Source organism: Pseudoalteromonas sp. SG45-5, assembly GCF_014164085.1.
Lineage (GTDB): Bacteria > Pseudomonadota > Gammaproteobacteria > Enterobacterales > Alteromonadaceae > Pseudoalteromonas > Pseudoalteromonas aliena.
Genome location: NZ_JACJEM010000006.1, coordinates 37,355 through 50,423, shown reverse-complemented (window position 1 = coordinate 50,423; position 13,069 = coordinate 37,355). Strand labels below are relative to the sequence as shown.

Genomic DNA, 13,069 nt, shown 5'->3' with positions numbered 1-13,069 from the left:
AATACTGTGTTAAAAAACTTTTGCTCTAACAAATAATTTAACGTAGTATTTTAAATTCAGACTCATTTACAAGGAAGAAATATGTCTTGGTCTAAACTCAATAAAACTATCAATGCGCATTCTGTTATCCCTCTTGACGCGCTTAGCTGTTGAGATTTTGGTGTTAAGCTCCCTGTTAACTTCCCATTTAGTAAAGCTAAATTTACTTGCCAAGCTCTCGCTATGCTATCGCAACTTAATGACTATGATTTAAAAATGGTATGCGCCGATATCATTAAAATATGCGCGAACCCTAATGCTAACAACTCAATTAAGCACAGCCGTAACCCGCTGCGCCGTTTATGGCGAACAAAATATCCATTTCGTAATTATCATTTTTTAATTCAATATATGTTGACTGATGGAATGATAAATATCGATGATATTCTATTTGATTCACAGTTACATGGAGCTAAAAGTAACTTTTCTGCGGAGCGGACTATGTTATATGAGGTGAAAAGGCGCAGCAGTGATACATACGACAAAGCAATGAACGAAGAAGAAATAAAGAAAGTACAAGGTGCTTGGGAGCCAATTCCAACTCCAACCACACAAATAAAAACGCAGCATGCGGCGGTCAATGGTATGCAAAATGAGCTTACCAAAGCCACATGGTTAATGGGCACTCACCTTGATAGAGCTTATGAGGGAGACGGTATTAAAGCTTATACGTTATTTCATAACCCCACCGATTATACAAAGCTTGACTTAATTGAGTGCGCGTTTGATAAACTCTCAAGTACTAAATCCCATAATGCCCAACATTTAGCGGCTGTGCTGGCACAAAATAGCCAACAAGGTAAACAGGTAAAATGGCTGGCGCACAGCCAAGGCGCGATAATTTTTTGCGCGGCTCTGGAGCACTATCGTATTTATTATGGTAAGCCTCTTACAGGCCAACAACTTGCTGTGCATGGCTCAGGCTCAAATGTCGAGCGTTTAAAACGCATTGCCCACAGCATGGGTGTAAAAGTAATCGCAGTGCGTAACAACCCTTATGATTTTGTACCTAACTTAGCTGACCGCAGTAAAATATCACCCAGTAGTTTAGTGCGTTCGATGAAATTTAAAGGTCTTGTTACAGGTGGCTCTGTTGGCGAAAGCCCACACACTTTACCGTTTTTAGGCTTAGTCACCTATGCAGCTCAGCTAGAAATGCTAGGAAATAATGAAAAAGCCGATATTGTAAAAAACTTTATTAAAACCCTACCACCTACGGATAAGCGATTATGATCAAATTAGCCAAGGCTTTTTACCGTGGCTTTGTAGGTGGGCCCCGTTTTGAAAATTGCATCCACTATCGCCTTATTTTAGAAAACAAACTGTTAACCCTTGACATGCCTAGCAGTAATGTTACTGCTGTACCTTCTACGATTGATGTCTCATTTCCTTTTAATTCAACTGCTTGGTTTAATCAGTATAAGCAAGATTATTTACAGCACGTATATGTACATATGCTCACTAAAAACTGGATGTACTTGCCACCAATAAGTTATTTGCCAAGTGGTGAGTATGGCATGCTCAGTTGCCAATTGAGAATTAAGCAAGTTTTAGAAATAAATGTACTGGATATCGCACAATTAAAACATTTTGTTATTGAATCATATGATAAATTTCATTGGCGTACTGATGGGAAAAATACAGAAATAACTGAAAAAATCAAATTACAAAAGAGTAAAAGTTCAGTGGCGTGGACTGAAGCTGAAATAGAGGAAGAAATTGAGGAATACATCAAACTACATGGTCAACCGCCCTTACCAGCGGCTAAAGAGATAATTATTAATAATCGCCTGTGGGTGTTTTACAAAGAGTGCAGAGATAATGTCCTTTCTCGCCAAGATTTTTATTGTTTACCATTAAGTGAACATGCTTTTTTAGAGGTTGAATTTAATCATCGTATTGATCGCTCTGATAAGCATAAAAAATGGGCGGATCATGCACTAGAATCACAACAGCTGATTATGGAATCAATAAAGCTTACTGAGTTACCTCCCGACCACGATAATTTAATAACAGATAACTCGCAGGGTTTTTAACTTTCTCAAAGCCCGCCTTTTATAAAAGAGTTACTTTTAAAAGCCAGAAATATGCGCATCTACAAAAAGTTGCACCAAAAGTTAAGGATCGTTATTTGTAGACGTAGAGCTTGCTCACGTAAAAAGCGCAGCTTCTAATTATTTAATGTATCCTCTAAAGCTAATATTCAATAAAAATAAGTTGTTGTTTGCCATTGTGGCGTTTTAACTGAATGTTTTTCGCTCCACTTCCTTGCAAGCTCATTATGTATCAGGCAATGTGACCGCAATTAAATATAAAAATTAGCAGGAGCTAAAAATGCCAAAGTTCGATAACGTAAGTGTAGTAAAAAAAGCCAATGTGTATTTTGATGGCAAGGTGTCGAGCCGAACTGTACTTTTAGGAAATGGCGAAGCAAAAACATTAGGCTTTATGCAACCAGGTGAGTTTGTTTTTGATACAAACCAAAAAGAGTGCATGGAGCTTTTAGCGGGCCAATGGGATATTTTATTACCAGAGGCAAGTGAGTGGAAAACATTTAACGCAGGTGAATCGTTTAATGTTGATGCTAATGTGAGCTTTAAAGTGAAAGTATCGGATTTTGCTGATTACTGCTGTTCGTACACAGATTAATTAATCTGTGTTTAAGTTAAGTAGACGTCTGAAAGCCCGTGTACTATGGGCTTTGCATAAACTTTGCGCAACGTATGATTTAAATCAGCAAAAGATGCAAATAAACCTCAAATATCTCTCTTTTTTCCTTGTGTTAATCTAAATAGCCCCCAATACTATTTATGAGGTAACAAATAAAAGGATACCCTATGAAAATTAATCTTTCTGGTCACCATGTTGAAGTTACTGACTCTATTAGAGAGCACATCAACGAAAAATTTTCTAAAATCGAGAGCCATTTCCCATCGCTTATTGCACTCGAGATTATTTTGTCTAAAGAACATCATAAAATCCAAGCAGAAATTAGCACTAATTACGAAGGTGCGCGTATATCAGTAAAAGGGGAAAACGAAGTTATGTACCCTGCTATTGCAAGCGCAGCTAAAAAACTCGATGCGGCACTAAAGCATCGTAAAGGGCAAATAAAAGCAAATCTACACGAAAAGCCTATAAGTACAACGCCAGAGATTGCACACGAGATCATCCAAGAGATGGATCTTAAATAAAAGCAATCACAAAGCACTACAAAAAAGAGCCTGACGGCTCTTTTTTATTGTCTGTAATTTCTGTAAGTTAGGGGGTCACACAGACAATTTTTGAGCAGTAAATGAAGCAAACAGTATCGAAATGGAAATCACGGCTAAACGCGCTTGGGCCTGGAATACTTATGGCAACGGCCGCTATTGGCGGATCTCACTTAGTTGCCTCTACGCAAGCGGGAGCAATATTTGGCTGGCAACTATTTTGGCTAATACTTGTTGTTAATGTTTTAAAATATCCGTTTTTTCGTTTTGGCATGGAATACACGCTTACCACCAAACATAGCTTAGTAGAGGGTTACAAAAACAAAGGTCCGTTTTACTTTTACAGCTTTATTGGTTTAAATATTGTAGCCGCCGTTGTTAATACCGCAGGCGTATTACTGCTTACCGCAAGCTTACTTCATTACGCCTTACCTGTGGTTATTGAAGTAACCTTACTTTGTTGGATGCTGCTGGGAATATGTTTAGTTATATTGTTACTTGGGCACTTTAAAGCGCTTGATAACATTGCTAAAGGCATTATGGGGCTGCTTACACTCGCTACTTTGATTGCCCTTGCCATTGCATTTGGTAACGGCCCAATGGCACCTGCTGACTACGTTGGCCCTTCACCGTATGAACTTGCTATGCTTAGCTTTATGGTGGCTTTAATGGGCTGGATGCCAGCGCCTATCGAAATATCAGCTCTTAGCTCTTTATGGCTAAAAGAAAAACAAGCACAGCAAACAGTGACTAAAAGCCAAGGCCTGTTCGACTTTAACGTAGGTTACTGGCTTACAGCTGGCTTAGCACTGGTGTTTTTTAGCTTGGGTGTATTAGTGCAATATGGGCAAACCAGCAGCATAGAACTCGGTGGTGTTGCCTTTGCCAAGCAGCTGATTGATATGTACGCATTAACAATAGGCGAGTGGGCAAGGCCGCTTGTATCAGCAATCGCTTTTTTATGTATGTTTGGTACCACACTTACCGTGCTTGATGGTTACGCCCGTACGCTTAACGAATCTCATAAATTACTTGGCTTTGGGCAATCAAAACACAGCTTAAGTGTTTGGTTAATACTGCAAGCACTTGCTGGCATGGCGGTTATTTTATTTTTTAAATCAGCCCTTGGCCCCATGCTTACGTTTGCAATGACACTTTCATTTGTTACAACGCCTGTATTTGCATGGCTCAACTTTAGCCTTGTACGATCAGAGCCTGATATTAAACACAGCGTGTTATTGCGCAGTTTAAGTTGGTTAGGTTTAGTGTACTTAGTGGGCTTTGCTGTTGCGTTTGTAGTGTGGAAACTAGCTGCTTGAGATAGACTTACTATCCAGAATTCAGGTTATTAGCAAACTTTATCTTTAGTTTACAAGGAAGAAACCATGAAATTTGATATGGCAATTACAGACAACTTCGCATCATTTTATGATGAACAAGAAGGAAGTCATATTTTCATAGGTAGTTTTGATAATGAAAATTTTGAAGTGAGAATAGGAAGTTTAGAAGATTCGAAGCCCGTTGGTAATATAGTTGCTTTTACTGATGATGAGTTAAACATAGGGTTATTAGAGTTATATAATGAGCAAAAATAATATTAGCTTCACTTGGCTAGGGCGTGTTGACCTTTTTGGATTGAAATTTGTTCAATCTAGGGACGATTTAATCGCGGCGCGAGGCTTGTAACCTAGTGGGCTAAGTAAAAACCGAGCAACAAAGAGTCAATCGTCCCTAGAAAGAACCCAAAGGGCAGCGCATGTTTGGTATTTATGCTGCGTTATCGCCTATTTGTGGGGAATAACCACACTACATAGGCTCTGCCTTGCCTAAAAACCAAACAGTCAGCTGCAAAATCAATCACGAAATGTCAACACGCCCTAGTATTATGTAATGCTCATTGAAAAGTTAAAAACTTGATTTCATTGTTTTGTTTAATCAACGGTAAATTGTTCAACCTGTTTTTAGGTTACCAATAATCGCGTTTATCACAAAAAAAGTCTAAAAATGCGCGCACTTTGCTCTGAATAGGATTTGATGGGTGATAATAGGCGTATACTTGAGCGTCTTCCCACCAATGATCTTTAAGTATTGGGACTAGGCGACCTTCATTGAGTGATTTTTGAATTCGACTTGAGTCTACAGGGGCATTAATTAACCCTAAACCAGCTTCCGCTAGCTCGACGATACCGCTTACAGTTTTAACTTGGCAGTGCGGGGTTGCATAAATAGGCTCACCATTTTCACTTTGCAATACTAAAACATTACTGGGTTGATTATACAAATAACCTACTACGTTATGATGTTCCAATGCCTTAATATCTGTCGGGTCCCCGTGGCGCTGGATGTATTCAGGGGATGCAAAAACACCATATTTAGAGCGCCACAAAGGTTTACATTTTAACCCTGGATAGCGCTCTCCCAGATAGGAGCTAATAGCCCAAAAAACATCAAACTCGTTTTCATTAATACTAATAAGGGATTCTTTAACGTCCATTGTTATATTGAGTTCGGGATAAAGTGCTGTAAATTCTGCCATCCAAGGGACTAGGGTTTCTTTAATTATATCGTTCGCTTGGCAAATAACCCGTAGCTCTCCATTAATCACGCTATCACTATTGTGGCTCCACAATATCAACTCTTGATGTTGTTGAAGAAGCTGGGCTGCTTTGTGTTTAAAAGCACTACCAAATTCAGTAAGAATTAGTTTTCGTCTAGATCGAACAAATAAAGCTTGGTTCAGTTGAGTTTCTAAACGAGCAATTTGTTTGCTAATAGCCATAACTGTTTTGGCTTCGGCCTCTGCAACCCTAGACATGTTGCCTATTTCAGCAACCTTACAAAAGGTCGTTAAATCTCTTGGATGAAACATAGTAAACTTTTTGTTTAATTATTATCTATTTTTAATATATTTATTTAATTAAGTCTAGCAATTAATCTTGTCTCATCAACCAACATAAATTCGACAGGAAAGATGATGACCCTACATATAGGTGAATGGATTGTATTATTAATGATTATGGCAATGCCAATATACAGTTTCTGGGAGTCCGACAAAACAAAGCGAGCGGTCATTGCTGGACATAAAACTAAATTGCGCATGTATCAAGAAACGATGGTTTATTTATGGTTACCAACAGTTACGCTGCTTGCTTTAGTATTGATGCAAGTAGTCAGAATCAGTGATATTGGCCTTTATTGGCGCTCTAGTATGGCCAATTGGATTGGCGCTTGTTTGGTAATATGTTTATTCGTTTACTTGGTGTTGGGAGTCTATAAAACCAAAAATAACGGCCCAAATAACGAAGAACTACGTAACGCAATGAAAACTCATAATTGGATGATGCCCGCATCTCGTTGCGAATTAACTTGGTTCACATTTGGCGTGTCCATGTCCGCAGGGATCTGCGAAGAATTATTGTTTCGTGGTTTTTTACTTTCTGTTTTTAGTGATTATATTGGTTTATTTGCCAGCTTAATATCAAGTAGCTTTTTATTTGGACTTTGTCATATTTACCAAGGTTGGTTAAATGCTATTCGAACCGGTATTTATGGATTAGTTTTCGGTGGTATTTATATTATTACAGACTCTCTGCTAATCGTTATTATTCTTCACGCCATGATTGATATTTATGGCGGAATGATTGGCTACTTAGTAAATCAAAGCTCTATTGATAACGCTAAGTTACATATTACGAAAAGCGATACAAAAGCCACTGCGCCATAATATTGTGCCCTCAAAGCTTATTTTAGAGCAAAGTATTTTAAGTTAAATTAAAAAGCACCTCTTGTTCTTTAGCCAAAATTTTTGATTAAATTTGTACGCTATCTTCGTATATTTTAATGCATGAAAAGTTTATCTACTCACTATTTACAGTAAAAATGAAGTAACCGATTTAACAGCGGATCAGAAAAAGCAATTAAAAGAGCTTTTAGAGGTATGGCGTAATGAGCAAACACGATTTGTTTTCAGAATTAACTACAGCCCTTGTTGATGCTAAAGCACATTTATAAGGAAAACTTACGTTACGTACTCATTAAGTAAAGGAGTTCAACGATCTTGTTATCTCACCTGGGCTAAGTAAAAACCGAGCAACAAAGAGTTAATCGTCCCTAGAAAGAACCCAAAGGGCAGTGCATGTTTGGTATTTATGCTGCGTTATCGCCTATTTATGGGGAATAACCACACTACATAAGCTCTGCCTTGCCTAAAAACCAAACATACTGCTGCAAATTCACCCACCAAAGTTCAACACGCCCTAATATGTCGCGCGGTGTATTTGCAAGCATTCTACATACTTCGGCAAGAACGCTCGAAAACTGGGAACAAGGGCGCAGCACTCCTAATGGGCAAGCGATAACATTGCTAAAGCTTGTGCAGCGTCATCCTGAGACGCTAAATCACATAGCTGAGCTGTAAATTTTATAAAGCTCATCTAAATATGTAATTCAGGTTTCCTCTGAATTACATATTTCAAAAGGCAAAAAGAAAGACGCGATCTTATCGCAAGTAAATTTAACGCAGTTAGCGCTGAAAATAGCTATTTGAGATAGATTTATTATCCAGAGTTCAGGCTACTTAATATTTTAGAGTACTTACTGTTTCACGAAAGTAATCGACTTTGCCATTTAGTTCATGAGAAATAATATAAGTACGGCTATTAACATCTTGCTTTGCCTCACCATACCAAAACGATTGATCAAAGGTTGTTATATGCCAGTCATCGCCTAGAGATTGAGATTCTAGGCCCGTAATAAGAGTTCCTTTGGGGAATATATCAGTGCCCAGACGAGTCAATAAAGTAATAAAGCCTGCTTTGTCATTACATTGCTGCCAAGCGATATCTGTATCATCTTTGTAGTGCTCTATACGCAGATCAATATCATCAGCAATTAAGTCTAGGAGTGACATATCTCCTTTTTCAAATAAATTTAATACTTTATGAATTGTAATATCACTATAACGCTCAAGCATTTTCTAGTCCTTTTAATTGATTTTATTATCTTCAAGTTTGAAATTAGCAAATCCAATGATATAGGTATAATATTGTTTATATTATCAACTTATAGGTAAATTATGTGATAGAGGTTAAGCCATTAAATTACTTTATTGCAGCATATGAAGAAGGGTCGATTACTGCAGCTGCATCGCGATGTTTTATTGCTCAGCCCTCTGTTACTCATGCGATTAAAACATTGGAAATAAATTTAGGAGTTAAGTTATTTGAACGCAGTAAACGAGGCATAAAGCCAACAGCGGATGGTCATAAGCTCTACAAACTTGCAAGTGATTTACTATTACAAAATCAGCAGTTACAAGCCGCTTTTATCCCTAATAATACGCATGATCTGCACCTTTATGTACAGCCTGATATAAATATTGAGCGCTACGTTAGTATTCTCGAATCGATAAAAAATACGCCGATGGATATTGATTTATCTATAGTCGATGCTATTGAGCAAGCGCAAATAGCGATTATTGATGAGCAGCTTTTACCATCCCAGTTTAAATTTAAAAGGCTTAATCAAGAAAGTTATAGGCTGATTGTGCGTGGGGATCATCCATTAGCAAAAAATAAAACAGTGGGTCTTGGGGAATTAGAGGGTTTAGGTTTTATCGAAAGACCATATTGTACTAATCGAAAAGCATTTGAGAGACTTATTAATGATGAGAATATATCAATTACTTACCAAGGCAAAGCTATTCATGATTTACAGCTTCAAGGCCTTGTTAAGTTAGGTTTTGGTGTTGCTGTTATACCTGAATCATACATTCAAAAAGAGTGTGACTTAAAGTATATACCTATTACTTTAAGTAACGCTATAACGCGCTCGATTGTATTTGCTTATCGTAAGTTACCAAATACAATAATGAAAGCTATTGAGGATATCACTGCAACTAAATCTTAAGGCTAGTTGCAGTTAATATCTATACCTAATATATTTTAACTCAGCTCTTTTATCGCTCTACTTATTCCATCTAAACTCAACGCATACATGCGGTTGTTCATTAACTCTTTTATAAAACCAATTGATTGATAGTACGGCCAGTGTTCAACGGGCTGTGGGTTGAGCCAGGCGACTTTATCAAAGTGATTGGTGATTCGTGATAACCATGCACTGCCAGGTTCTTCGTTGTAATGTTCTACCGAGCCGCCGGGGTAGGCTATTTCGTAAGGGCCCATAGTGGCATCGCCAACAAATATGACTTTGTAGTCACTGGTAAATTTATTAATCAGCGTCATGGTGTCGATGATGTTTGAGTGGCGGCGGACGTTGTCTTGCCAAACATGCTCGTACAGGCAGTTATGAAAGTAGTAAAATTCTAAATGCTTAAATTCGCTATGAGCCGCGCTAAATAAATCTTCGCAGGTGTGAATGTAGTCATCCATTGAGCCGCCAATATCAAACAGCATCAATACTTTTACGGCATTGTGGCGTTCGGGTGCCATTTTTACATCTAGCATGCCGCCTTGCTTAGCTGTCGCGCGAATGGTTTCGTTTAAATCCAGCGTGTCGCTTGCGCCAGTACGGGCAAACTTTCGTAACTTTTTAAGGGCGAGTTTAACTGTGCGCGAACTAATTTCTCTGTCGGTGTCGAGGTTTTTGTATTCTCGTTTGTCCCACACTTTTACCGCTTGGCGGTTACGGTTGCCGTCTTGCCCTATACGCACGCCTTCGGGGTTATAGCCGTATGCGCCAAAAGGTGATGTACCGCCAGTGCCCACCCATTTATTGCCGCCAGCGTGACGTTTTTGTTGTTCTTCTAAACGCTCTTTTAGGGTTTTCATAAGCTCGTCGAGTCCGCCCATCGCTTTAAGTTGGGCTTTTTCTTCATCGCTTAGGTTTTTTTCAAACTCTTTACGTAGCCAATCTTCAGGTAAGTTGTGTTGCTGCTTTAAACTCTCGAGTAAATCAAGGTCGGCAATACCGCTAAAGTAGTCGCTAAAGGCTTTGTCGAAACGGTCAAAGTGCGTTTCGTCTTTTACCATTATGGTGCGAGCTAAATGGTAAAAGGCGTCTACGTCGGCAAATATAACGCCTTTTTTTAAGGCGTTAATTAAATCGAGTAACTCTCGCAGGCTTACCGGTAAGCGGTATTTGCGCAGCGTGAAAAAAAACTGTACTAGCATGTTTGGGCCTGTTTATCTTTCGAGGTTAAATTTGCAGCAGTGTGTTTGGTATTTAGGCAAGGCAGAGCCTATGTAGTGTGGTTATTCCCCATAAATAGGCGATAACACAGCATAAATACCAAACACGCGCTGCCTGAAGGTTCGTCCTAGGGACGATTGACTCTTTGTTGCTCGGCTTTTACTTAGCTCACTAGGTTACAAACCTCGCGCCACGATTAAATCGTCCCTAGTTAGAACAAATTTTAATCCTGAAAGGTCAACAGGCCCTAGCGGCTCATAAAGGCAAGTTTTTCGATTAGGCTTATGTCTTGCTCATTTTTAAGTAATGCGCCAAACATCGGCATTAAACCACCTTTTTTTGCTTTATCGTGCAGTGTTTTAGCGTCTATGTCTTCTGCCATTAGCAGTTTAAGCCAGTCGAGTAATTCGCTAGTGGAAGGTTTCTTTTTAAGGCCGTTAGCTTCACGCAGGTTAAAAAACACTTCGAGTGCTTGGCGTACTAAATCTTGTTTAACGTTAGGGTAGTGTACGTCAATAATTTGCTGCATTTCATCGCTGCTAGGAAAATCAATGTAATGAAAAAAGCAGCGGCGTAAAAAGGCGTCCGGCAATTCTTTTTCATTATTTGATGTGATGATCACAATAGGGCGCTCTTTTGCGACAATGCGCTCATTAGTTTCGTAAACATGAAACTCCATTTTATCAAGCTCAAGTAGTAAGTCGTTTGGGAACTCTATGTCGGCTTTGTCTATTTCATCAATTAATAATACAGGGCGTTTACCGTTAAGCTCTGCATACGTAAATGCTTGCCAAAGCTTACCTTTAACGATGTAGTTACCAATATTATGTACGCGCTCGTCACCTAATTGGCTATCGCGCAGACGCGACACTGCATCGTACTCGTATAAGCCTTGCTGCGCTTTAGTGGTCGACTTTATGTGCCATTGAATAAGCTCGGTATCTAAGCTTTTAGCTAACTCTTCGGCCAGCATGGTTTTACCTGTGCCGGGTTCGCCTTTAATTAAAAGTGGTTTTTCGAGCATAATGGCAGCATTTACAGCTTGTTTAAGCGCGCTACTCGCTATGTAATTGTCAGTTGAATTAAATTGCACGGTGTACCCTTGTCTGGTCTGAGCAGTAAGTTATTTTGTTATAATGCCATAGTTAAACGGCAGGTCCAAGGTATGCAAAACGCGGTATGGTTTTACCGTCTTTTTCGATTGTTTCGTTAAACATACTCAATGGGCGCGCCCATATGCCAAATTCACCATAGAGTGCTTGGTAAATTACAAGTTGCTCTTGCGTTTCGCTATGAGTGGCTTGGTATAAAACTTTATACTGTGGACCTTTATAGTGTTGGTATATGCCTGGTTTGAGGGAAAGTGGTTTTATTGCTGTAGTCATGTTTTGATCTCTTGTATAATTTGGCTTTGCACTTTTAATGCTAACTAATTTGCCAACACTATGAACTATATTTCTTTAGATGATTACAAAAAGGCGTGGGTTTTTCGCCATAAAGACTTACCTGTATCTGATGATGACGCAGCAAAAATTAAACCTATGAGCGACGAGCGCGCGGCTGTACTTTGGACAACGATGGTGAGCCGTGAGTTTGATCATCCTGACTTTTTTGAGGACACCGACTGGTGTGGTCAAGAAAAGAGCTTTAGCCAAGAAGTAGATTGGCAAGATGCATGGGAAAATGGCGATGCACTTCCACCAGAGAGTATTTTAACTTTTTTAGATTGGGAAGCTAATACCACGGTTTATTTTTGTATGGCGCGCGATAATATTATCGAAACAACCTTTGATGTATTTAAACGCAATTGGCAAAACTTTATGTTTTTAGCCGATGGCAGTTTGTTAATTGGTAAAAAACGCAATACGGTTGTGCAATTTTTAGAATCAGGTAAAGCTAAATTAGGTGAAAAGCCAAGCGCTTAAATTAGTATGTAATGCTTAAAAAGCATTCAGTACTGTGCTATAAAACACTTATCTATTTGTTTTGAGTACAGCTTTTGGTCGCGAAAAATCAGTCACTTGGTGCTCAGCAACAAGTTGAAATTTGGCAAACTGATGCACAAAAAGTGTTGTATGCGCAATTGTGCAATGCGCTTTATCAGCGTGAGGTTCAGCGTTTAGTTGCAGAGCCCAATGCTGATAAACTGCGTCGCCAGTTAAAAAGCCTACCTTATTATATTGAGCGAGCAGCGACGTTAGTTGCCAATGGAGATTCTCCTTTTACGCTGGACTCACAAAATGGCTCTTGGCTTGAAAAGCAAAAACCAACACCGCCCGATGTGAATGCTCAAGCTAATGAACTTTTTTATCAAACACATGCCAAAGTGGGGCTTATAGTGCCCGTTGTGTTACATGACTTTGAGCAGGTGCGTCTTAGAATAGACAGTATTGATCAGTTAGGTGACAATAAACTGCATTGCAATGAGCTTGGCTGGTTTGATTTTTTAGGTAACGGGCTCGAACAGCAAAGTGCGCAACTATTAAAGCCAAGTAAGGTGAGCTTAACCGCTGCATGTTGTGGGCACCAGTGGCAATTTTCGAAGCGTTGTTTGCCTCGCGTTTTATCACTACGCGAAATGCTTTTAGCGGGTAGTATTAATTGGCGTAATTTAAAGCGCCCCCTAGCTTAAATAAAGCGAGGTTTTTAGGGTTTTAAAATAAGGAGTG

General features: G+C 39.1%; 15 protein-coding genes and 1 pseudogene. 11 read left to right on the top strand and 5 right to left on the bottom strand.

Going from position 1 to position 13,069, the window contains the following annotated elements:
* Positions 1-222 precede the first annotated feature (222 nt).
* The 6 genes from H5119_RS02840 (at position 223) to H5119_RS02815 (ending at position 4,846) form a co-directional block, all read left to right on the top strand.
* Positions 223-1,272: a hypothetical protein gene (locus tag H5119_RS02840; RefSeq protein WP_259399009.1), complete on the top strand. Its 1,050-nt coding sequence runs from the start codon at positions 223-225 to the stop codon at positions 1,270-1,272.
* On the top strand, positions 1,269-2,075 hold the full coding sequence (locus tag H5119_RS02835; RefSeq protein WP_182701136.1) for a hypothetical protein: 807 nt from the start codon (positions 1,269-1,271) through the stop codon (positions 2,073-2,075). Before H5119_RS02840 ends, H5119_RS02835 begins: the two co-directional genes overlap by 4 nt.
* Before the next feature lie 298 nt (positions 2,076-2,373).
* Positions 2,374-2,688 (top strand): pyrimidine/purine nucleoside phosphorylase, encoded by a 315-nt coding sequence (locus tag H5119_RS02830; protein ID WP_077537112.1) that lies wholly within the window; start codon positions 2,374-2,376, stop codon positions 2,686-2,688.
* A 188-nt stretch (positions 2,689-2,876) separates the two neighbouring features.
* The gene (gene hpf, locus H5119_RS02825) at positions 2,877-3,233 is read left to right on the top strand and encodes a ribosome hibernation-promoting factor, HPF/YfiA family (RefSeq protein ID WP_077537113.1); all 357 of its coding nucleotides are present in this window, start codon (positions 2,877-2,879) and stop codon (positions 3,231-3,233) included.
* Between the two features lie 101 nt (positions 3,234-3,334).
* Positions 3,335-4,570: an NRAMP family divalent metal transporter gene (locus tag H5119_RS02820; RefSeq protein ID WP_182701135.1), complete on the top strand. Its 1,236-nt coding sequence runs from the start codon at positions 3,335-3,337 to the stop codon at positions 4,568-4,570.
* A gap of 66 nt (positions 4,571-4,636) precedes the next feature.
* The gene (locus H5119_RS02815) at positions 4,637-4,846 is read left to right on the top strand and encodes a hypothetical protein (RefSeq protein ID WP_182701134.1); all 210 of its coding nucleotides are present in this window, start codon (positions 4,637-4,639) and stop codon (positions 4,844-4,846) included.
* A 371-nt stretch (positions 4,847-5,217) separates the two neighbouring features.
* On the opposite strand, the gene H5119_RS02810 is transcribed toward H5119_RS02815, so the two are convergent.
* Entirely contained in the window at positions 5,218-6,120 is a 903-nt protein-coding gene (locus H5119_RS02810; protein WP_182701133.1) for a LysR family transcriptional regulator, read from the bottom strand.
* Positions 6,121-6,225: 105 nt separating this feature from the next.
* Between H5119_RS02810 and H5119_RS02805 the strand changes: the two genes are divergently transcribed.
* Together H5119_RS02805 and H5119_RS02800 are read left to right on the top strand one after the other, a co-directional pair.
* Positions 6,226-6,975 carry a CPBP family intramembrane glutamic endopeptidase gene (locus H5119_RS02805; protein WP_182701132.1) on the top strand — a complete coding sequence of 250 codons (750 nt, stop codon included), beginning with the start codon at positions 6,226-6,228 and terminating at the stop codon, positions 6,973-6,975.
* 534 nt (positions 6,976-7,509) lie between these two features.
* Positions 7,510-7,668, top strand: a pseudogene (locus H5119_RS02800) (helix-turn-helix domain-containing protein); the annotation flags it as partial.
* Positions 7,669-7,827: 159 nt separating this feature from the next.
* On the opposite strand, the gene H5119_RS02795 reads toward H5119_RS02800, so the two are convergent.
* On the bottom strand, positions 7,828-8,223 hold the full coding sequence (locus H5119_RS02795; RefSeq protein ID WP_182701131.1) for a hypothetical protein: 396 nt from the start codon (positions 8,221-8,223) through the stop codon (positions 7,828-7,830).
* Between the two features lie 104 nt (positions 8,224-8,327).
* On the opposite strand from H5119_RS02795, the gene H5119_RS20675 reads away from it, so the two are divergent.
* Positions 8,328-9,158, top strand: coding sequence for a LysR family transcriptional regulator (locus H5119_RS20675; protein ID WP_182701130.1), 831 nt, complete (start codon positions 8,328-8,330; stop codon positions 9,156-9,158).
* 35 nt (positions 9,159-9,193) lie between these two features.
* Here the strand turns inward: H5119_RS20675 and H5119_RS02785 are convergent, their stop codons facing one another.
* The 3 genes from H5119_RS02785 to H5119_RS02775 form a co-directional block, all read right to left on the bottom strand.
* Positions 9,194-10,381 carry a VWA domain-containing protein gene (locus H5119_RS02785; RefSeq protein WP_182701129.1) on the bottom strand — a complete coding sequence of 396 codons (1,188 nt, stop codon included), beginning with the start codon at positions 10,379-10,381 and terminating at the stop codon, positions 9,194-9,196.
* 266 nt (positions 10,382-10,647) lie between these two features.
* Positions 10,648-11,493 carry a MoxR family ATPase gene (locus H5119_RS02780; protein ID WP_182701128.1) on the bottom strand — a complete coding sequence of 282 codons (846 nt, stop codon included), beginning with the start codon at positions 11,491-11,493 and terminating at the stop codon, positions 10,648-10,650.
* A 52-nt stretch (positions 11,494-11,545) separates the two neighbouring features.
* Positions 11,546-11,785 (bottom strand): DUF1653 domain-containing protein, encoded by a 240-nt coding sequence (locus H5119_RS02775; RefSeq protein WP_077537121.1) that lies wholly within the window; start codon positions 11,783-11,785, stop codon positions 11,546-11,548.
* Between the two features lie 60 nt (positions 11,786-11,845).
* On the opposite strand from H5119_RS02775, the gene H5119_RS02770 reads away from it, so the two are divergent.
* Both H5119_RS02770 and H5119_RS02765 read left to right on the top strand, forming a co-directional pair.
* Complete coding sequence (locus tag H5119_RS02770) at positions 11,846-12,325, top strand: DUF2947 domain-containing protein (protein WP_077537122.1); 480 nt, start codon at positions 11,846-11,848, stop codon at positions 12,323-12,325.
* A 74-nt stretch (positions 12,326-12,399) separates the two neighbouring features.
* A complete protein-coding gene (locus H5119_RS02765) occupies positions 12,400-13,032 on the top strand; it encodes a hypothetical protein (protein WP_182701127.1) in 633 nt (210 codons plus the stop codon).
* Positions 13,033-13,069: the final 37 nt, after the last annotated feature.